The organism is Caballeronia sp. TF1N1 (genome assembly GCF_022878925.1).
GTDB lineage: Bacteria > Pseudomonadota > Gammaproteobacteria > Burkholderiales > Burkholderiaceae > Caballeronia.
Genome location: NZ_CP084628.1, coordinates 1,176,205 through 1,196,012, shown reverse-complemented (window position 1 = coordinate 1,196,012; position 19,808 = coordinate 1,176,205). Strand labels below are relative to the sequence as shown.

The 19,808-nt window shown below is 59.9% G+C and carries 16 protein-coding genes; 4 read left to right on the top strand and 12 right to left on the bottom strand.

Annotated elements, in window-relative coordinates:
- Nucleotides 1-1,268: 1,268 nt before the first annotated feature.
- Genes LDZ28_RS26150 through LDZ28_RS26140 form a run of 3 tightly spaced genes read right to left on the bottom strand, consistent with a single transcriptional unit; the run spans nucleotide 1,269 to nucleotide 4,280 of the window.
- On the bottom strand, nucleotides 1,269-1,886 hold the full coding sequence (locus tag LDZ28_RS26150; RefSeq protein WP_244831046.1) for an ankyrin repeat domain-containing protein: 618 nt from the start codon (nucleotides 1,884-1,886) through the stop codon (nucleotides 1,269-1,271).
- 41 nt (nucleotides 1,887-1,927) lie between these two features.
- A complete protein-coding gene (locus tag LDZ28_RS26145; protein WP_244830336.1) occupies nucleotides 1,928-2,485 on the bottom strand; it encodes a cytochrome c in 558 nt (185 codons plus the stop codon).
- Nucleotides 2,486-2,540: 55 nt separating this feature from the next.
- Nucleotides 2,541-4,280: a PQQ-binding-like beta-propeller repeat protein gene (locus LDZ28_RS26140; protein ID WP_244830335.1), complete on the bottom strand. Its 1,740-nt coding sequence runs from the start codon at nucleotides 4,278-4,280 to the stop codon at nucleotides 2,541-2,543.
- A gap of 387 nt (nucleotides 4,281-4,667) precedes the next feature.
- On the opposite strand from LDZ28_RS26140, the gene LDZ28_RS26135 reads away from it, so the two are divergent.
- From LDZ28_RS26135 to LDZ28_RS26125, 3 genes are all read left to right on the top strand, one after another.
- Nucleotides 4,668-5,396, top strand: coding sequence for a heme-binding protein (locus LDZ28_RS26135; RefSeq protein ID WP_244830334.1), 729 nt, complete (start codon nucleotides 4,668-4,670; stop codon nucleotides 5,394-5,396).
- 720 nt (nucleotides 5,397-6,116) lie between these two features.
- The gene (locus tag LDZ28_RS26130) at nucleotides 6,117-7,199 is read left to right on the top strand and encodes a glycosyltransferase family 4 protein (RefSeq protein WP_244830332.1); all 1,083 of its coding nucleotides are present in this window, start codon (nucleotides 6,117-6,119) and stop codon (nucleotides 7,197-7,199) included.
- Nucleotides 7,196-8,038: a polysaccharide deacetylase family protein gene (locus LDZ28_RS26125; protein ID WP_244830331.1), complete on the top strand. Its 843-nt coding sequence runs from the start codon at nucleotides 7,196-7,198 to the stop codon at nucleotides 8,036-8,038. Before LDZ28_RS26130 ends, LDZ28_RS26125 begins: the two co-directional genes overlap by 4 nt.
- A 38-nt stretch (nucleotides 8,039-8,076) precedes the next feature.
- On the opposite strand, the gene LDZ28_RS26120 is transcribed toward LDZ28_RS26125, so the two are convergent.
- From LDZ28_RS26120 to LDZ28_RS26085, 8 genes are all read right to left on the bottom strand, one after another.
- Nucleotides 8,077-8,919 (bottom strand): PA4780 family RIO1-like protein kinase, encoded by an 843-nt coding sequence (locus tag LDZ28_RS26120; RefSeq protein ID WP_244830330.1) that lies wholly within the window; start codon nucleotides 8,917-8,919, stop codon nucleotides 8,077-8,079.
- A 130-nt stretch (nucleotides 8,920-9,049) separates the two neighbouring features.
- Nucleotides 9,050-10,453, bottom strand: coding sequence for a sensor histidine kinase (locus tag LDZ28_RS26115; protein ID WP_244830329.1), 1,404 nt, complete (start codon nucleotides 10,451-10,453; stop codon nucleotides 9,050-9,052).
- On the bottom strand, nucleotides 10,434-11,111 hold the full coding sequence (locus tag LDZ28_RS26110) for a response regulator transcription factor (protein ID WP_244830328.1): 678 nt from the start codon (nucleotides 11,109-11,111) through the stop codon (nucleotides 10,434-10,436). Before LDZ28_RS26110 ends, LDZ28_RS26115 begins: the two co-directional genes overlap by 20 nt.
- Nucleotides 11,108-12,415, bottom strand: a complete 1,308-nt coding sequence (locus LDZ28_RS26105; protein WP_244830327.1) for an MFS transporter — start codon at nucleotides 12,413-12,415, stop codon at nucleotides 11,108-11,110. The genes LDZ28_RS26110 and LDZ28_RS26105 overlap by 4 nt, the downstream gene beginning before the upstream one ends.
- 94 nt (nucleotides 12,416-12,509) lie before the next feature.
- Nucleotides 12,510-13,499 (bottom strand): quinone oxidoreductase, encoded by a 990-nt coding sequence (locus LDZ28_RS26100; RefSeq protein ID WP_244830325.1) that lies wholly within the window; start codon nucleotides 13,497-13,499, stop codon nucleotides 12,510-12,512.
- 35 nt (nucleotides 13,500-13,534) lie between these two features.
- Nucleotides 13,535-14,527: an ABC transporter substrate-binding protein gene (locus LDZ28_RS26095; RefSeq protein ID WP_244830324.1), complete on the bottom strand. Its 993-nt coding sequence runs from the start codon at nucleotides 14,525-14,527 to the stop codon at nucleotides 13,535-13,537.
- A gap of 150 nt (nucleotides 14,528-14,677) precedes the next feature.
- Nucleotides 14,678-15,808, bottom strand: coding sequence for an acyltransferase (locus LDZ28_RS26090; RefSeq protein ID WP_255784750.1), 1,131 nt, complete (start codon nucleotides 15,806-15,808; stop codon nucleotides 14,678-14,680).
- A gap of 172 nt (nucleotides 15,809-15,980) precedes the next feature.
- Nucleotides 15,981-18,005 (bottom strand): acyltransferase family protein, encoded by a 2,025-nt coding sequence (locus LDZ28_RS26085; protein WP_244830320.1) that lies wholly within the window; start codon nucleotides 18,003-18,005, stop codon nucleotides 15,981-15,983.
- 513 nt (nucleotides 18,006-18,518) lie between these two features.
- Between LDZ28_RS26085 and LDZ28_RS26080 the strand changes: the two genes are divergently transcribed.
- On the top strand, nucleotides 18,519-18,776 hold the full coding sequence (locus LDZ28_RS26080; RefSeq protein WP_244830318.1) for a hypothetical protein: 258 nt from the start codon (nucleotides 18,519-18,521) through the stop codon (nucleotides 18,774-18,776).
- 164 nt (nucleotides 18,777-18,940) lie between these two features.
- Here LDZ28_RS26080 and LDZ28_RS26075 read toward each other — a convergent pair whose 3' ends face one another.
- Nucleotides 18,941-19,792 carry a LysR substrate-binding domain-containing protein gene (locus tag LDZ28_RS26075; protein ID WP_244830316.1) on the bottom strand — a complete coding sequence of 284 codons (852 nt, stop codon included), beginning with the start codon at nucleotides 19,790-19,792 and terminating at the stop codon, nucleotides 18,941-18,943.
- Nucleotides 19,793-19,808 lie beyond the last annotated feature (16 nt).

Below are 19,808 nucleotides of genomic sequence, written 5' to 3'. Positions count from 1 at the left end.
GGTCGATGCCTCGCAACACACGAACGTGGACGTCAAGAGCATCACCAAGTCGGTCGATGCGCTCGGCAGCATGTTCGTCGGTATGAAGGCCTAAGGGCTCGCAGGCTCAGAGAGGGAAGGACCACGTGCCTTCTTCTCTCGTTGATTCTTGCCGATAACGTCCGAGCCTCAACGAGAGGACCGTATCTCCTTGCGGCCCTCTGGGTGAACTGCTTTTTTTGGCCCGCTCTTTAGCGGGCTTTTTTTCGTTGGCTGTCGCACGGTATTAAGTTGGAAGCTGATGACTCTCCGAACAGTCCTACACTGTCTCTTCGAGCTGAAGCTATTCGCTCTTTACTTGCCGGCGAAAAAAAGGCGTTCGTTACTTGCTACAGCCGTTACGTCCCTTAGCCTGCCAGACAAACCTCAATTCCTTGACTCTTTCCTAGCGTGGCCGAAACGTCGGTTTCGCTTCGTTTCGCGTGGAGGTTACCAAAAGACGACTGTCTCGGTTCTTAACTCGAGTGCGAGCGTTCGCCTGGCAGAAGCGCTCATCCGCGAGCGCTATATCGGCGGACACCGGTCACGCACTTGTCTGTCGCGCTACGCTGCTGGTGGACCACTCCTGCCCTGCCTTCTAGCGTCAAGACGAAACACCGTTTCGCCGCCCAAGGCAAAAGCAAGGTTGTTGTCCAACAAATGCCCAATCATGTTCCAAAAAAAATGGCCAGTATCGTTAAATTGACGCTTAAGAACCAAGACGGGCATCCGTTAACTCAGTTTCTCTCAAAGAACATGGTCCTCGGGTTAAAGACATGTTCATTCTGGCCGCCCCGCTTTGCGGGCGGCTTTTTTTTGCCGGAAGTAGTAAGGGCTTTTGCTATGGAAACGGCGAGGTGCCGAGAACGCGAGAACGGACGCTCGGCAGGCAGGAACGCAGGTGAACTGATCTGGACGCCATGGTCAACCGACTAAACAAACAACGCTATGGACCAGCTCCTTCACTGATCTAACAGACACCGTCCAGCATAGCCGTCCGAATAACCGAGAATTCATACGGTCCACATCGAGCAATATCTTGCGAATGCCACTCTCGAGACAAGACCCGCGCGTGTTGAGAGAGGACTCGACGCCTTCTCGCAAAGCGGTGCATATCAAGCTTGAGAGCAGAAGAGACGATTCACACGGCGACTTGGACCGCAACGAAATTGGACATGCATCCGCGCAACGACGCACTGCGCAAATCGACTAACCATTGAATCGCAATGCACGCTCACGAGCGAAAGCAATCATGGCGCGCTAAGCAAGCTCGCCACATGAGCCGAGCGCGTCTCATCGGCAATTTCCCGCGCAGTTTTGCCGCGGTCATCCTTCAAATCCCGATTCGCGCCACGAGCAAGCAGTATCGACGCAGTCTGCGCTCGATCGTATCCCGCCGCCCACATGAGCGCCGTCAGATGATTGTGATACGCGGCGTTCACGTCGACACCCGAGTCTAATAGACGCTGCACGATCGCGGTTTGCCCGAGTCCAGCCGCATATTCCATCGCTGTCTTGCCTACGCGATCCGTCGCCGCCGCATCCGCGTGTCGCGCAATAAGCAACGCCACGATTTCATCGTTGCCGTCGAACGCGGCAGCCATCAACGGTGTGATGCCCTGCACGTCAGCCTGGCTCACATTAGCGCCGCGCTCGATCAACAAGCGCGCCATCGGCGTCATGCCGCGCTTGCATGCGCTGATGAGCGGCGTGTCGCCTATACGGTTACGCGAATCGATCTTCGCGCCTTGATCGAGTAGCTCGACCACAGCATGCGTGTCGCCATTGCGAGTCGCGTTAAGCAAGCGTTCGTTGAGCGCATAGGCATCGTCATCGGCATGAACGGAGTCGAGCAACGCAAGCGTCATGCATGCGAACACGAGTGCTTTGCTAATCGGTATGGAAAAGGTCATTGCAGATTAGCGACGTAGTTCGCAAGATTCTCGATGTCCGCGTCGGTCAGGTTCTTCGTCACGCTCGTCATGTTGCCCGCATCGTTCGTGCGCTTCTTCGCGCGGAAGTCCTGCAGTTGCTTCACGATATACGGATACTGCTGACCCGCGACCCGCGGTATTTCGTTCTGCCCTTTCATGCCGCCGAGATGGCACATCGTGCAGAGCACTTCATCGGACTTCTTTTTGCCCGCCTCCACCTTGACCGGGTCGGCCTTGAAATCGGTCGACACGAGTGTCTGCGCCGCGAAGTAATCGGCGAGATCGTGCATGTCTTCCGACGACAGATTGGCGGCCATCGGCGACATGCGTGGATCGCTTCGACGGCCTGCCTTGAAATCGCGTAACTCAAGGAACAGATAGCGCGATGTCTGACCCGCGAGCGATGGATAATCGCCGCTCGTCGAATTGCCGTTCTGCCCGTGGCATGCAACGCATACGACGGCTTTTGCGGCGCCGGCCTGCGCATCGGCGCGCGCGAACGCTGGCACTAAAAACAATAGGCAAGCGACCATTCTCGCTACACGAATGCGTTCGTCTCTCTTGCGTTTCGATGGACGCATCGTCACCTCAAGGCAGCGCAAACACGAGAAGGCTATTGCCACGCTTGAAGTCCAGTTGCGTGTTGCCGCCCGCCGCGACCGCGACGTATTGCTTGCCGTTCACCATGTACGACACGGCCGGTGCGTTCACGCCCGCACCGCATTGGAACTCCCACAACTTGCGGCCGGTACTCGCATCGAAGGCGCGAAAGAGGCCATTACCCTCACCGTTGAAGACAAGTCCTCCCGCAGTCGCGAGCACGCCGCCAATCAAGGGCTGGTCCGTCTTGTAACCCCATGCGATCTTGCCGGTATCGACATTCACCGCAACCAGCTTGCCCCACTGTTGCTCGGCTGGAATGGTCTTGAATGCGCCGCCGAGCCATAGTTTTCCGCCGGGATAAGCGGCGTCTTCAACCTGATACGTCATCGGTTGATGCAAGTTTGCCGCATACGCCATGCGCGTCTTCGGATTGAATGCCATGGGCGACCATTCGACGCCACCGTTCGCGCCCGGCAGCATGCGCGCGCCGGTCGCTGTCGGCAAGGTCCAGACGCCTTCTTGAGGAATCATCGCTTCGGAAATGCGGATGATGTGACCGTCGCGGCGATCATGCACATAGACGAATCCGGTCTTGCCGCCATGAATGATGGCTGGAACCATCTGTCCGCTCTTGTCCTTTACGTCGATGAGGATTGGTGGGCTCACTGCATCCAGATCCCACACATCGTGCGCGATGTATTGGTAGTGCCATTTGTACTTGCCGGTATCGAGATCGATGGCGACGAGCGAATCGGTGTAGAGATTGTCGCCAGGACGAATGGCGCCATGAAGGTCCGGCGAGGGATTGCCCACTACGAAATACACCGTACGTGTCGCGCGATCGACCGCAGGCGCCATCCACACACCGCCGCCAAGCGTCTTCTCGAAGTCGTGGCCTTTTTCCGCGAGCGTCTTTTTCTCCGCCTCGATATCGCGCTTCATGTTGCGGCCCACGGCGTCGTTCTCGGCCCACACGCCTTCGCTGCCGGAGTCGGGAATGGTGTAGAAGGTCCAGAGCAATTGACCTGAGTTCGCGTCGAATGCCTTGACGAAACCACGTATGCCGTACTCGCCGCCGTTCGTGCCGATCAACACCTTGCCATCGACGACGACCGGCGCCATCGTTTCCGAATAGCCGTCCTCCGGGTCCGCGATCTGCGAGGTCCACACGACGCTGCCGGTCTTTGCATCGAGCGCAACGAGCTTGGCGTCGAGCGTGCCCATATACAGGCGGTCGCCGGATATGGCGACGCCGCGATTATTCGGTCCGCAGCAAAAGGTCGTAACCGGTCCCATCTTGTGCTTGTAATGCCAGAACTCCTTGCCGGTGACCGCGTCGATTGCATAGACGTGGTTGTAGGAGGTCGTGAGAAACATGACGCCGTTGGATACGATCGGCGCGGTTTCCATCGACTCCATCACCGCCGTCTGGAAGATGAATGCCGGCTTCAGCTTGGCTACGTTTGAACGATTGATCTGCGCTGCCGGCGCATAACGCGTCTCGGCATACGATCCGTTCGAATGCAGCCATGAGGCGCTGTCGTTCGCGGCGGCATCGAGTTGCGCCTGCGATATAGGCCGCAATGACGTGGGAACCGGCGCTGTGGCCGTCGTGTTGGCGTTCTGGATTTCGTCGGCGGAGTAAGCCGCAGGCGCTGTAATCATTCCGAAAGCGCCGACAAGAGCCGCGACTGAACCAAGCAAAGCACGGGGATAGCCTGCCATGACGGTCTCCTTATTCGTTTTCTTCTGCGCCTGTGGGCTGGATTCGAGATGCGCGTCGCGAAACGCGCGGAATCCGAGAAAAAGCATAGGCAATTTAACGAGGCACTTCCAGAGCGTATTGATACAAGCCGCGCGGCTCGTGCCAAGCGATTCATTCTTCAGCCGACACTTCCGTCGCCTACATACCCTTCCCGACACGGCCCAAGCTCACACATACGAATCCATTACACATAAATTAATGGCGCATTCTTGAATGTTCGAAAGACCATATTCCTTAGCGATTAAACGCTCGTTCTATTCCATTCGGCCTACTACGGTTTACCAAAATAAAAATTCATAACCCCCTTCTTGTTCCTTCCTTAAACGTCTCTTGTCGGGAGAATCGCCATGCTTGAAAAAGTCGCGAAGTGCTTGGCCGTGGGTGTGCTTATTTCGGCTTCCTCATTTATCTACGCACACGATTACGACGATGTCCCTACCGGCCGGTGCACGCTTCCACAAGGAACGATTTCTCTCGTCGAACGACAGCTTTACACCGTCGTCAATCTATCCGACTCGAACGGCGGAATTTTCAAGCCCAACCGGATGTGGGCCGCCATCGTCGACCGCGAGGGTCATCTATGTTCGGTCACCAAGACCGGCGATGCATGGCCTGGCAGTCGCGCCATAGCAATAGCCAAGGCGTACACCGCAAACGGTTTTAGCAACGATGCGCTTGCGCTTTCCACCGCAAATCTCTATGCCGCCACGCAGCCGGGCGGATCGCTTTATGGGTTGAACAATTCCAATCCCTTCGACGCGCGCTTCCTGGAACAAGGCAGCGGGATCAACCATAGCGTAGGCGGCGTGATCACTTTCGGCGGCGGCGTGGCGCTCTACGCCGGTGGAAAAGTAATTGGCGGCCTTGGCGTGAGCGGTGACAGTTCGTGCGCGGACCATGCGATTGCCTATCGCATGCGCAAGCTTGCAGGACTTGGCTCCGTGCCTGCTGGCGAAGGACCGAACAACACGGACAATATCAAATACTCGACCGGAGCCTCGCCGATGGGATTCGAACAGCCTCACTGCTTCCCGAGCGATCTAAGCGCAAGCGGAGTCGAGAATATTCCGCACTGACCGCCTTCAATGACGCGACGGGCAGAGGACGGCCCGTCCGGCTGATCGGCATCGACGTGTTCCGAGCGCATAAGCGATAAGCGCCCTGTCGATGAGCAAACGATTGCGCCGCTGTCAAAGCCGAAACCAATTGAAGTCGTTTGTCATTAACTGATGGACGCATCTTTTTAGCTTTTGCTTAACGACGCATCGTTCTTTGCGGCATTGTCCATTGCAAGCGAATGAGACTCTCACGCTTAGGTAGAGAAAAATTGCAAGGAACTAAGCCCTTGAGCTTCGGCATCACGACTTTCTTAGCCAAAAGCTACTCGCATACGTTTGCCACCGTCTCAACGGCGAATGTCGACCTATAGTCACCTAAAAGAACTAACGACCTCTTTAGAAGCACGTTAAGCTATTTCCGCTATAGCAAAAAATTTGCATGCTGTTGGTCAACCGCAAGTAAGACATCCCCGTTAGCTATCGATGCCAGGCATCCGCATGGTAGCGACCTCTTCGCTTGCCGTGATGGACATCGAGCCGAATTCTCTGCAGAGGATCCAGACCTGCTTCGTTTGAAGCGGCCTGTCTCATCCCTCGGCTAGAAAATCCTCAAAGACTTTTTCTTTTCTCCCCTTCATTTCCTTTACTAAAGACATGAAGGCAGAAAGCCAATCGAATTATTACCAAAAATTTCCTAAGCGTTTTTTTAATGACGCAAAGGCCTTGGAGATTAGTGCGTTGAAGATCCTACATAGCGAGTCCTCGAAGGGATGGGGCGGTCAGGAAATCCGTACGCTCAAGGAGATGGTCGCGCTGCGTGAGTGCGGCCATAGCGTGGAACTGCTGTGTCCGAGCGATGCACGTCTCGGCATTCGTTCAACCGAGCTTGGCTTCGCCGTGCACCACGCGCGCATGCGAAGCGGCGGCGACGTGCGCTCCATGATGAGAATCAAGGCGCTGTTGCAACGCCGTGCCTACGATGTGCTCAACACGCACAGCGGTCACGACAGTCTGGTTGCCGGCACGGCCGCCCGATTGGCGGGAACGCCTCTCGTCGTGCGTACGCGGCATCTCGCATTGCCTATCAGTTCCCTCGCAACTTATACGTGGATTCCTCATCGCGTCATCGCGGTCAGTCATTTCGTGCGCCGCTATCTGATCTCGGCTGGGGTCTCCGAGAAGCGCGTGGAGACTATCCACGACGGCATCGCGACCGAGCGCGCCACGCATTCGTCGCTGCGAGACGAACTCCAACTCGGGCCGGATGCGACCATCGCATGCATGGTGGCGATCATGCGCGACGAGAAGGGACACGAAGATCTGATCGACGCGGTACGGCCTTTATTCGACACGCATCCACACCTGCATATCGTGATGGCCGGGGACGGTCCCGCTTTCGAACGCATAGAAGGCATCGTGACGCGTCTGGGTCTTGTGAGTCGCATCCATCTGCTCGGTTTTCGTACCGACGTCCCCAACATTTTGCGAGGCAGTGATTTCTTCGTGCTGCCGACGCATCAGGAAGCGCTCGGCCAAGCGTTCATCGAAGCGATGGCCGCGGGCCTGCCCGTCATCGGCACGAGTGTGGACGGCGTGCCCGAATTGATCGAAGACGATGTAAATGGTCTGCTGGTACCGCCGCGAAATCCGCCGGCATTGCGCGCGGCTATCGCTCGCATGATCGACGAACCCGGCTTGCGTGAACGTCTGCGCACCAATGGCATGCGTATCACCGAGCGCGGCTTCACCATTGCAAACATGGCATACGAAACCGCGCTCTTCTACCGGCGCGCATTGAAAGAGAGGGAATCTCGCCGATGAAACAACAAGCGCGCGCCATTCCCGTGTTGATGTATCACCACGTCAGTCCGTCGCCGGGCATGATCACCGTCAAGCCCGAGCATTTTGCGGAGCAAATGGCGTATCTCGCGAGCGCGGGGTATCGCACGATCGGCGCCGTGCAACTCGCTGCGTTTCTACGCGGCGAAGAGATGCCCGAGCGCTCGTTCGTCATTACCTTCGACGATGGCTATCTGGATAACTGGGTCCATGCACATCCGGTGCTGCAGCGTCATGGCTTTACCGCACTGTGCTTTCTCGTCAGCAGCTGGCCGGGCGATGGCAACGTGCGGCCCAATGCAGCCAACGCGCCAGCCCATGCGTTGCCCGCACTGCTCGACCATCACGCGGGCGAACGCGCTATTGAAGAAGGACGCGCCGACGACACGATCCTGCGCTGGTCAGAAATCGATGCGATGCGCCATGCCGGCACGTTCGAATTTCATAGCCATACGCATACGCATGTTCGTTGGGACCAGAAGACCGCATCGGCCGATGAGAAGCGGCAGCGCCTCAGTGAAGATTTGAAGACTTCGCGCGCGACCTTGAACGCGCGGCTGGGCCAGGTATCGGACCATCTATGCTGGCCGCAAGGCTATTATGACGAGGACTATCGCGAAGTCGCACTGGACGCGGGCTTTAGCCACTTTTATACCTGTCATCCCGGGACCAATTCGCGCGGACAAGAGGCATCGAACGAAGCGCGTGGATCGATCCGACGTCTCGAGGTGAGAGATCGCCCGGCATCGTGGCTTCGTTCGCGTATGTGGGTGCATAGCCGGCCGTTGGTGAGCCGCGCTTACCTCAGCGTCAAGCGGTAAGCGGTAAGCGTTGAGCGATAGCCGAACCCGATCTGCGCTCAGTCCAGCTCTCGCCGCACGCGCGCGTCTTCTTCCAGGCGAGTGTCTTCGATCTCTTGCAACACGCTATCGAGATCGACAGGGCCAGTGGGCGCTTCGACGTGACCGGTCAATGCGACATCGACATGCAGGCCGCCCGCTTCGAACAGCGACCATATCTCCGTTCCGTAGTCGGTGCGCAGAAGTTTTGGCGCGAACTGACCGAAGTAACTCGCGAGGTTGTCGACGTCGCGCTTGAGCATGGGCGCGGCTTCGTTGTTGCCCGCCGCATCGACGGCCTGAGGCAAGTCGATGATCACCGGACCTTCGGCCGCCAGCAAAATGTTGTATTCCGACAAGTCGCCGTGAATCACGCCCGCGCACAGCATGCGCACGACTTGCTTGAGCAGCATTGCGTGCAGTTCCAGCGCGCGTGCTTCGGTCAGGTGAACGTCGTTGAGGCGCGGCGCCACGTTTCCCGATTCATCGACGACGAGTTCCATCAGCAACACGCCGTCGGTGCAGATGAAGGGTTGAGGCACGCGCACGCCCGCATTGGCCAGGCGAAACAGCGCATCGACCTCGGCGTTCTGCCACAACGCTTCCTGCATTTCGCGGCCGTAACGCGTGCCTTTTTCCATCGCGCGCGCTTGCCGGCTGTTCTTGACCTTGCGGCCATCCCGATACGACGATGCCTGCCGGAAGCTGCGCTGCTTCGCGTCCTTGTAGACCTTGGCGCAACGCGTCGCGTCTTGGCAGCGCACGACGTAGACGGTAGCTTCCTTGCCGCTCATGAGCTGGCTGATGACCTCGTCGATAAGTCCTTCTTCGAGAAGCGGTATGAGGCGTTTAGGCGTTTTCATGCGAGCCTCGGATGGGGCTCGTGGCGCGAGCGTTCGAGATGCGTAACGTTCCGCGAGCGGAAGACTGACGGACCGACGCCATGGAAAAGAGCGGCGCAGCCAAAGGGCAGATTGTGCGATTCATGCCGAATTATACGGGGGTGCGCGCGGACGGCCGCCTCGGCTCCTGTTCGCGCGCCAGAACCACCTCCACCATTGCTCCCACGCCTCCCGGCGCGTCGTGGATCGCAACCACGCCGCCGTGCACCCGCACGATCTCCTTGGCAATCGCGAGTCCAAGTCCGCTGCCTTCTTCTGCCGATGCCCGGAAGAACGGCTCGAAAACGCGCTCGCGCAACGTCGCCGGAATGCCCGGCCCTTCATCCACGACGCTGACGGTCACGTTCACGTGCGTTTCCTTGGCATCGACCGTGACGCGCGTGCCGCGCGGCGAGTAGCGTATGGCGTTATCGATGAGATTGGAAAACACGGCCGACAAGAGCGGCTCGCTTCCCGTCACGACGAGCGCACCTTCGAACGCTACAGCCAGTTCGATATCGCGCCGCCGCGCCACGAGCGCGAGCTTCTCGACGGCCAGCGTGATGACCGCGCGTAAGTCCACCGCCTCGCCTTCGTAAGCGGTGTAGTCGGCGGCTTCGGCTTGGGCGAGCATGAGAAGCTGATTGATCAGCGTCACCATTGCGCGGTTGCTTTGATGCATAGCAGTGAGCGTCTCCCTCACTTCGTCTAGACCGTGCTGGCGGCGCGCGTACTGAAGCTGCGACCCGAGCAACGTAAGCGGCGTGCGTATCTGATGCGCGGCATCGGCGATGAACCGGCGCTGCGTCGCCGCTTGCCGTTCGATGACATCGAGCGATGCATTGAACGCCGTGACGAGTGGATGCAGTTCCACCGGAAGACCTGTCGCGTCGATTCGCTCCTTGCTCTTGAGCGGATGAACGGCCAAGCCGCTCGCAAGCTTCTCGAGTGGTCGCAACTCGAGTGCGAGCCCGGTGCAGATCAGGATCATGGCAACCGCGATGCTGCCGAGAATATAAGCAATCTGCGGCGTCCAGAGCGATGCAACCAGCGCGTCGCGGGCAACGAGCGTGCGGCCTATGGAGACGACCAGTTCGATGGTCTTGCCATTGTCGAACATGGCGCGCTTAAGCGATACGGCGCGAATGGGCGAGCCTGCCACCTGCGCGTCGTACCACTGCGGAGAGGCGCTCAGACGCGTCCGCGGAAAGTCGGATGTTCCCGCGATCACCGCGCCGCCCGCGATCTCGATGCGATAGAACACTTGATCGCCTTCGGGCGTGCCGACGATCTGAATCGTGCTCGGCGATACCGAAGCCACCAGATCGTTGTCGTTCCAGCGCACATCGGCGGCCATCACGCGTGCTGCGGCAAGCAACGCCGCGTCCTGCAGCAGGTCGGCCGTGCGCCGCGCGTTCAAGTGCGTGGCCCATCCCGCGACGATCCCGAAGATCGTCGTCGGAACGATCAGCCAGATCAGGAGCCGCGCGCGCAGGCTATGCTTGCGGCTCTTCATGTTCCAGCAGATAGCCGAGCCCGCGCAACGTAATGATCGCCGCCGTGCTCTTTTCGATTTTCTTCCTGACCCGCGAGACGTAGATCTCGATGGCGTCGCCGCTCGGTGGCGCGTCGCGGTCGTTCAAGGCTTCGGCGAGCACGGCCTTCGAGACCGTCCGCCCGGTTTGCAGAATGAGCGCTTCGAGTACCGCGTGTTCGCGCGGCGTGAGCGACAGCGCGTCATCGCCGACGAAGAATTGCCGCCGGTCCATGTCGTAGAGCAAGGTGCCGCAGCGCAAGCGGTTCGAGCGCACCGGCGCGTGCCGCCGCGCAAGCGCCTTGATGCGCGCGATCAGTTCGCGTTCGTCGAACGGCTTCACGACATAATCGTCGGCGCCATCGGCCAGGCAAATCACCTTTTCGCCGATATCGCCCGTGGCCGTCAGAACCAGCACGGGCGTGTCGTTGGCCTGGTCGCGCATGCGCCGCAGGACCGCCTTGCCCGACATGCCGGGCAGGTTGAGGTCGAGCAGCACGACGTCATAGCGCGTGCCGGCGAGCGCCGCGCCGGCGGTTTCGCCATCGGGCACATGCTCGACGAGGAAGCCCTCGTCGGTCAGCGTCTTGCTCAGCCAGTGCGCCAGCTGGCGGTTGTCTTCGATCAGCAGAAGTTTCATTGCTCCGGAACGCTTTGCCACCGGTATCCATTGCGGGCTTCGCGCGACCGGTAAAGGACGAGCGTCGCGATTGCGCCGCACAGCGCGGCCACGGCCATCCATGCGCCGGGCGCCGCCTTGTCGCCGGTGAAGTGGATCAGCGACGTCGATATGGCCGGCGTGAAGCCTCCCACCATCGTGGCGAGGCTGTACGCCATCGAAAAACCGGTCGTGCGCACGTTCGCCGGCATCAGCTCGGTGAGCGCGACCACCATCGCCCCGTTGTACCACGCATAGAGCACCGAGAGCCACAGTTCCACCGCGAGCAGACGCTCGAACGACGGCGCCGCGACGAGCCATTGCATCGCCGGATACGAGGTCAGGATGGTCAGCGCGGTAAAGATGAGCAGGATGGGCCGCCTGCCGACGCGGTCGGACACGGCGCCGGAAATGGGCAGCCACACGAGGTTCGACACGCCCACGCAGACGGTGACGATAAGCGAATCGAGCGACGAAAGATGCAGCACCGATCGGCCGAAAGTGGGCGTGTAGGTCGTGATCAGATAGAACGACGCGGTCGTCATGATGACGAGCCCCATGCCCGCTAAGATCAGCCCGGCGTTCTCGACCATCGACATCATGATCTCGCCCATGCTCGGATGATGCTTGCGCGCGGCGAACTCGTCGGTCTCGCGCAGCGTGCGGCGAATCATGAACAGGAACGGCACGATCAGGCAGCCGATCATAAACGGGATACGCCAGCCCCATGCGTTGACGTCGGCGACCGGCAGCAACTGATTCAGCAGCACGCCGAGCGAAGCCGCGAAGATCACCGCCACTTGCTGGCTGCCGGATTGCCACGAGCAGAAGAAGCCACGCTTGCCCGGCGTCGCGATCTCGGCGAGATAAACCGACACGCCGCCCAGTTCGACACCGGCCGAAAAGCCCTGCAGCAACCGCCCGATCAGCACGACGATGGGTGCCGCCACGCCAATCGACGCATAGCCGGGAACGAACGCCACGCACGCGGTGCCCACGGCCATGAGCCATAGCGAGAGGATCAGGCCGCGACGACGCCCGTGGCGATCGACATACGCGCCGAGCACGAGCGCGCCGACCGGACGCATGACGAAGCCCGCGCCGAACACCGAGAGCGAGAGAAGCAGCGAGACGAACTCGTTATCCGAGGGAAAGAACGTGTGCGCAATCGCGCTCGCGTAATAAGCGTAGACGGTGAAGTCGAACATCTCGAGAAAGTTGCCGCTGACCACGCGGAACACTGATCGAAACGGCGATTCGGTATGGCCTTGAATAACGGATGCCATGAGGTCCCCTTCTGCAAAAGGACGAGTTGCGTCACCGGCGCGGCACGGCGAGCGCCGGAAGAAAAAAGTCATGCGATGCCTGTGAGTGAAGCGGTCAACCGATTTCCATGACCGCCTTACCGGACTGACGACGTTCTTCGAGCGCGGCATGCGCCGCCTCGACGTTATCCATCGTGTAGCGCCCGTTGATCTCCACGCGCAACGCGCCTTCGACGATGGCGGCGAAGATGTCGTCGGCGCGTCGCTGCACGGTGGCCGCATCGGCGAGATGGTCGGCCAGGCGCGGGCGCGTGAGAAAGAGCGAACCGGCCTCGCCGAGTTCGTACGGATCGAGGTCACGCATGGGACCGGTGACGGAGCCGTAGTTCACGATGAGTCCGCGCACACGCGCTGCCCGGAAGCTGTCGCGCAGGGTAGTCTTGCCGACCGCGTCGAACACGACGTCGACGCCACGGCCGTTGGTCAACTCGCGGGTGCGATCCGCGAAGCCGCCGTTCTCGTAGAGCAGCACGTGATTGGCGCCGCGCGCCTTTGCGATGGCCGCCTTGTCCGGGGTGCTCGTCGTCGCGAATACTTCCACGCCGCGCCGTTTTGCCAACTGCACGAGCAACTGGCCGATGCCGCCCGATGCCGCATGCACGAGGCAAGTCATTCCCGCTTCGAGCCTTGCCACGTCTTCGAGCAGATAGTGCGCGGTCGAACCCTGGAAGATCGACGCGGCCGCGACGTCATAAGCAATCGCGTCCGGAATGCGTGCGAGCCGCGCAGCGGGCACGATCGCATAGTCGGCGTAGGCGCCCCACGAGATGCACCACGCGACTCGGTCGCCCTTGCCGCACGAGGTCACGCCCGCGCCCACGGCAACCACTTCGCCCGCGCCTTCCATGCCGAGCGTGCATGGAATGCTCACGGGATAGGTCCGCGAATCGCGATACTTGCCTTGTCGCGTATGAACGTCCATGAAGTTGATGCCGGCCGCGACGACGCGCACCAGCACTTCTCCCGCACGCGGCTTCGGAATCTCGATATCGACGCGCCGCAGCACTTCGGGTCCGCCGTACTCGTGAATTTGAATGGCTCGCATCGGCATGTCTCCGTTGAGATGAAGGTCGCGGCGCGTCAGTGCGCGTTGGCGACGAAACGGTCGGTCCAGGTTCGCGTGAGATCGACGTGACGCGCCGATACCTCGGTATCGATGTCCGCAAGGGTCGCGAGCACGGTCGATGGCGCACCGGCGGGCATCCGGCCTGTCGAGGAGAACGCCGGCTTCATCACGGACAAGGCTTGGCGGTAGATTGCCGGGTCGTTGCCCTTGAGCGATGCCGGCATGGCGGCATCGATATCGGCTTCGCTGTGTGTGCCGATGAAGCGCAGCGCGTCGAGCAACGCGTGCGCGAGCCGGCCGGTTTCATCCGGATGCGCGTCGATCCAGTCGCGCCGCATGTAAAGACAGGCACCGACGTATGGGCCGCCCAGCTGGCTTTGCGTATCGGCGACACTGCGTAAGTCGACGAGCGGCTTTGCCGCGCCGCGCGACAAGAGGCGCGTGGCGGTGGGCTCCTCGGTCATGACGGCATCGACATCGCCGCTCGAAAGCGCTTTGTCGAAGGCGGCTTCATTGGCCAGCGGAACGATGGTGTAGGCGTCGGGCGCGAGGCCGGCGCGCGTGGCGAGGTAGCGCGTGAGAAAGTAAGTCGATGAACCGAAGCCCGTGACGCCGAGGCGCCGGCCTTTGGCATCGGCCATGTTGCGCATGCCGTTCGTGCCAAGCTCGATGAGTCCGGCCGACTGCCCGAGAACGATGACCGACTGCACGTCCATGCCGCGGCTTTGAAGACCGATGGTGTGATCGTAGAAGCCCACCGCGCCTTCGATCGCGCCCGCGACCAGTTCGGTGGAAGTATCGATGCCGGCCGGCACGGACAGCACGCGCACGTCGAGCCCTTCCCTGCGGAAGTAGCCAAGCCGATCCGCGAGCACGACAGGCAGATAGATGAGCTTGGCCGCGCCGCCGGTCATGAGCCGGATCGGCTGCGCGAGGCTCACCTGAGCCACGCATGACGCGATCAGGCAAATGAGTGCGCGGCCAAGCGGTCCTGCACGACGCGGCATCGAAGTCTCCTTGTTATCTGGGCGCCTGTCGTCGCAGGCGTCATGATGTCGAGGAGTATAAGAAACCGCGCCCTTCTGAATGCTTTCCGCGAAGCATCTCTTTTCTACGTAGTTTCCCGACGCGCGAACGGTATGCGTTCGCGCGCGGCCTCAAACCGGATGCTGATCCGTTCGCATGCCGAGCTCGGTTACGCTCGCCTGAGTCTTGGAAGAGCGAATGAACCGATTGGCGAGAAACGCGCGAATCGGCTCTTCCACGAACTTCGTCAGGAGCACGGCGCACACGATGGTAATCGCGCAAGTCGCCAGCATGGGCGCTATTGCATACTGGTTCGCTTTTCCGAAGTACATAAAGACCGCCTGCCCGATAGGATAGTGGATCAGATAAATCGGGTAGGAAATCCAGCCAAGAAAACGCGCGATATTGGTATCCACCGCCGATGTGCAGCGTACAGTCGATCCGAACGCCACCAGCCACGGCGCGACGCCGAAGATAACGAACATCGGGTAAATCCCATGCAGCGACATGGGAAAGAAAAACAGAACGAGTACGAGCGTGAACAGAAAGTAAATATTGGCGAACGCGCGAGGTACGATCGCCGTCGCGATTCTCGTGATCGAATCTTTCTTGTTGTAGAGAAATACACCCACCAGGAAACCGAAAGCCACGCGGAAAAATCCGCCGTCGAACCGGCTGCCGGACCAGCCCTGCTCGAAATCGAATAGACCGTGGCCATGCAGGTCGATGGTCGTCAGCGCGCTCGTCGTCAGGAATGCCGCCGCGCTCAAAAGAATCATCTTGAATATCGAGCGCATTTCCAGCCTGACGATCAACACGAACGAAAGGCTGGCCACCATTTCGAAGAAGAGCGACCACGCGGGCGGATTACTGGGGAAAATGGGACCGCCCAGCTCGCCGATATACGGCGCGAGAAACGAGTTATAGAGCGTCGAAGAGATGATGTTCCCCGACGAAAAATTCGTGAGCCCCTCGCGCCCCGCCTCGATGAAAACGGGTAGCCCGATCAGCAGCGAAAATACGAGCATCGGATAAAGCCGGATAATGCGCCTCTTTATATATTCCGCGTTGGTCATGCCGTTCTGCAACCGCGCGCCGTAAGAATGCGCGATGACAAAACCGCTCAGCACGAAAAATAAATCGACCGCTTCATAAGCGTTCTTGAAAAGCATTTCCTGACTGAGGTGGGAAATCATGACCGCGAGCGCGGCCACGCCCCTGAGGCCGTCCAGCGCCTCATATCTATTGTTGGTCTCTGCCATTAATCCCCCGCTGCCTTTTTTGTTAGGTTTGCGCGAATTTACCAATCGTGAAAATTTTGAAAAGTGCGGTGGAGTACGGTGTCCCGATACTCGTGCAGAACATAATCTTACGATTTTCTAATTTACCGAATGTATTTGTAATTATCTGCGGTCGAGGCTTAGCTCGTCTCTTCTAACGCGTAGCAATGGATTGCGCAAAGGCTTCACGGAACATCGGAACCAGGCGCTTGTTGCCGAATTCGCTCAGGTGATCCGCGTCGTAGTACAGCGGTCTCAGTTGCTGACTCGCCCAGCATCGCCCGTGATCGCAAAGGCGCGGCTTGGGATCGAGAAGTTTGATGCCGCATTGCGCCGCCGCCGCTTCCTGCGCCATCCGCACGACATGGTTACGCCTGTCGTAATCGTCGAGCGGAATGGACAGGTCGTTGGTGCCCCGCTTGAACATCAACTGACGCGACACGGCTTGCGGCACCTCGAATGGCATCTCCGGCACCGGCTGCACGAGATAGACCGGATGCGACTTCGCGATCAGACAAGCCGATGCCACGAGATGCTGCGCATACTCCGCGAGGAACGCGGGCGTCGGCGAATCGTACAGGCGCGAGAAATAGACCAGCGGATGGTGACTGAGTGCGCTGCCATCGATCGGACCCAACGCATAGTCCGACGTGCGATTGACGATCAACACGGGGATGGCCGAGTCGATCGATGTCAGCCTGCGCAAGGCCCAAGCGTTGAAGTTGGCGCATTGCTCGTCGGCATCGCGCGAACCCGGGACCGCATGCTCACCGTAGATCGTCGGACAGCCCGAGTAACTCAGCTCCATGATCGAGCCGTTGGGCAGTGCTTTCTGGACGGCGCTCACCATTGCATCGGCGTGGCTGTCGCCGAGCACGACCGCCCGAAGTGGACCACTGCCGAACGTACAAGCCGGCGATTTGCCTCCGGACGACGCGAGGCATTGGTCGCGCATCGGGCTGAAATCGAGTTGCTCGTTCGCGGCCATGTCCCACAACTCCGGCACGCGGTTGGGGACGTGCTGATATCGCGCGCCAATGGCGACGAGAGTCACGCCTACCATCGCCGTGCCCAGATACAGCAAGCGTGCAGGCTTCGTCGAGCGAGCGAAATATGCGCGCGTCGGCCGTTCGATGAGTTGATAAGACGCCTCGCCAAGCAGCACGGCCGCAACGATACCGCCCGCGATACTCATGGGATCGTGCAGACGATCGGAGTAGACCAGCAACACCGCGACCGGCCAGTGCCAAAGGTAGAGCGAATACGAACGCGTGCCGAGCCATTGCACGATGCCGTTGCCCGTGAACATGGAGCGCTGTCTCGATGCTGCGATGACCAACGCCGCGCCGAGCACGGGCACGATTGCAAAGCCGCCGGGCCAACTGAGGCTGGAATCGAAGCGCACGACCGCCAGCGCGATCAACGCAAGTCCGACGCCTTCGAGCACACGCGTGAGCGCGGCGGGCAACTTGCGCTGTCCGGCGTAAAGCCAGACCATGCCTCCGGCGAGCATTTCCCACGCGCGGCTTGGCAGGAGATAGAACGCGGCGTCGGGCCAGCGCCACGTGGCATAAATCGACCAACTCAGCGACGCCACGCCTGCAGCGGACAACAGCGCAATGACCCCGGCTCTGCGCCGCCAGCGCCATGCGAATGCGGCTGCGAGCGGCAGCAACAGATAGAACTGCCATTCCACGGACAACGACCACGTGTGCAGGAGCCACTTCTCATGCGACGCCGAATCGAAATAGCCGGAGCGTCTCCAGAAAAGGACATTGGAAACGAACGTGAGCGCGGAGGCCGCGTTGAGCGAGAGCTCCCGATAATCGACATGCACGAGCCAGAACCAACCGACTCCGAGCAAGACTACGCACAACGCGATAAGCGGCGGCACGATACGCACCGCGCGCGACAGATAGAAATCGACCAGCGAGAAGCGGCCGCGCTCGAGCGCCGCGACGACGATTCCAGTCATCAGAAAGCCAGAAATGACGAAGAACACATCGACGCCGGCGAAGCCGCCGGAAAAACCCGGAATGCCGAAGTGAAAGAGGACGACGGGAAGCACTGCCCACGCGCGCAGGCCATTGATGTCGTAGCGGAACGCCGTGCGGACGGCGGATTCCGCGCGCCGTTCGCCAGCAAGGCCCGTCTCGGCGGGCATTCTCGTTGTTTGCATGGATTCGTTTTCTAAGGTCTGGATGGATCGAGGCGCGGTCTAAAGAATTACGGCGCCGCCTCCTTCAGCAATCGTAAGAACAATAACCGGGTTGTTTTGTTGCTTCCGCTGAAAACGATGTCGCTGGGTTCGTTAGCGCACCAGGAGTGTTCGCAACGTACCAGCGGCACGCGGTTAGATAGGCCGCCAGCAAGGGCCGAGCGGCGATGCGGCCCAAATGTTCACGTTGAAAACGAAGAAAGCGTCGAGTTGTTCTCGCGCCACGACATGTTGTTTGTTCGATTATTCGCGGCACGCGGATGACCTCGCCCTGCCGACGTCACGCAAACGTCAATGGTTCGAACAAGAGTGTTAATCTCCCCGACGGTGGCTTGAAAGCATCAAGTCCCGTACTCGTTGACGCACAAGCGTTCGTCTCAATTCGACGCCGGATTTCTCGGCACGCGGATTGCCTTAGACGCTTCCATGCCGCGGGATCTGCTCGCGGCCGACTATCAACATCAAGAGGACAATATGAAGATCGTAACTAAAGGCATTCTTGTCTCGGCACTGACGCTTGGCTTGTCGTGCGGCGCGTTCGCGCAAGGGAATGGCGCGGGCGAGCCGGGCAGCAACGGCGCGGGTCGGGGTGGCGTCGGCGTCGGTACGCCCAACGGCGACGGCGAAACCGGCTCGCCTTCGGGCCCGACCGGCAAGCACTCGACGTTTCCCAAGAAGCACTCGAAGGCCAAGAAGAGCAGCAGCACGACGACGAACGCCGCGCCGCAGTAAGGCAATTTAGTCGCGGATTCAATCGCGCATCGAGAATCAGGCGGGCATGCTCCTGTTGGCGCGTGCCCGTTCGCCGCTCAAGCCTCTGCTTTGAGAAGTCGAGCGCATGTCCAAGTACTTAAGGCGAAACCGACAACGCCCACGCCTCGAAGCCATCCCATTCCTTAGAGCCGGAAATTCTCCCGGAGGGTGGCAATGAGCAAGTCGATCGCTTCGCTACCACGGCCGCCGGCATCCCGCATCAAAACCACTTCGTGGTCCACGACGCGCGGCAGCTTGTCCAACACTCTCATCTCTTCGCTCACGCGCGCGCGGTCCAACAGCGTGACCGCAAGCCCAGATTCGACGCATGCCTTGATGGCCTGACTCGAAGCGCTATCGAGTATGACGCGCCATTTTCGCCCGGCGCGTTCCAGCGCATTGGTCATCGCTGCACGATAGGGACAAGGCTCGGCATAAAGAGCCAACGGAAGCGGACGGCTCTCGTCCAGCGTGAACGCCGCGCTTCCGACCCATACCGGCGTAGTCACTGTCAGCACCTCAGCGGGCCTGCTTGCCTTGATAGGCTGAACCAATAGCGCCACATCGAGCTTGCCCCGGCCCACCTGGTCACGAAGTTTAAGACTCGGGGCGGTCCTCACTTCGAGCACGACGTTAGGCCACGTTGTCGAAAAGCCGGGGAGAATGTCGCGAATCACATGCGATGCATATTCATCCGGCACGCCCAGCACGACCCTCCCCGCCAGCGCTTTCCCATGAAAATCCTGCAAAACACGGTCGTGCGCGTTTAGTAGCTCACTCGTACTGGAAAGTAACCGCTTGCCGAGCACGGTGAGCGTCACCGCCTGATTGTCCCGATCGAGCAAGCGGCCGCCAGCAATCGCTTCGAGGCGTTGAATGTGAATGCTGATCGCGGCCGGGCTCTTGTGCACGAACTCGGCCGCCGAGCGAAATTTCCCGAGTCGCGCTACCGCGTGAAACGTGCGCAACAGTTCGATGTCGAGGACCGCTTCCATGGTGGTTTAACCGAAT

Bases quoted from the DNA above. Each gene is read 5' to 3' on its own strand.
- LDZ28_RS26085 (WP_244830320.1), bottom strand. From the start codon at position 18,005: ATGCAAACAACGAGAATGCCCGCCGAGACGGGCCTTGCTGGCGAACGG.
- LDZ28_RS26145 (WP_244830336.1), bottom strand. From the start codon at position 2,485: ATGGTCGCTTGCCTATTGTTTTTAGTGCCAGCGTTCGCGCGCGCCGAT.
- LDZ28_RS26115 (WP_244830329.1), bottom strand. From the start codon at position 10,453: ATGAAGAGCCGCAAGCATAGCCTGCGCGCGCGGCTCCTGATCTGGCTG.
- LDZ28_RS26090 (WP_255784750.1), bottom strand. From the start codon at position 15,808: ATGGCAGAGACCAACAATAGATATGAGGCGCTGGACGGCCTCAGGGGC.
- LDZ28_RS26120 (WP_244830330.1), bottom strand. From the start codon at position 8,919: ATGAAAACGCCTAAACGCCTCATACCGCTTCTCGAAGAAGGACTTATC.
- LDZ28_RS26110 (WP_244830328.1), bottom strand. From the start codon at position 11,111: ATGAAACTTCTGCTGATCGAAGACAACCGCCAGCTGGCGCACTGGCTG.
- LDZ28_RS26075 (WP_244830316.1), bottom strand. From the start codon at position 19,792: ATGGAAGCGGTCCTCGACATCGAACTGTTGCGCACGTTTCACGCGGTA.
- LDZ28_RS26105 (WP_244830327.1), bottom strand. From the start codon at position 12,415: ATGGCATCCGTTATTCAAGGCCATACCGAATCGCCGTTTCGATCAGTG.
- LDZ28_RS26150 (WP_244831046.1), bottom strand. From the start codon at position 1,886: ATGACGCTTGCGTTGCTCGACTCCGTTCATGCCGATGACGATGCCTAT.
- LDZ28_RS26100 (WP_244830325.1), bottom strand. From the start codon at position 13,499: ATGCGAGCCATTCAAATTCACGAGTACGGCGGACCCGAAGTGCTGCGG.
- LDZ28_RS26135 (WP_244830334.1), top strand. From the start codon at position 4,668: ATGCTTGAAAAAGTCGCGAAGTGCTTGGCCGTGGGTGTGCTTATTTCG.
- LDZ28_RS26095 (WP_244830324.1), bottom strand. From the start codon at position 14,527: ATGCCGCGTCGTGCAGGACCGCTTGGCCGCGCACTCATTTGCCTGATC.
- LDZ28_RS26140 (WP_244830335.1), bottom strand. From the start codon at position 4,280: ATGGCAGGCTATCCCCGTGCTTTGCTTGGTTCAGTCGCGGCTCTTGTC.
- LDZ28_RS26080 (WP_244830318.1), top strand. From the start codon at position 18,519: ATGAAGATCGTAACTAAAGGCATTCTTGTCTCGGCACTGACGCTTGGC.
- LDZ28_RS26125 (WP_244830331.1), top strand. From the start codon at position 7,196: ATGAAACAACAAGCGCGCGCCATTCCCGTGTTGATGTATCACCACGTC.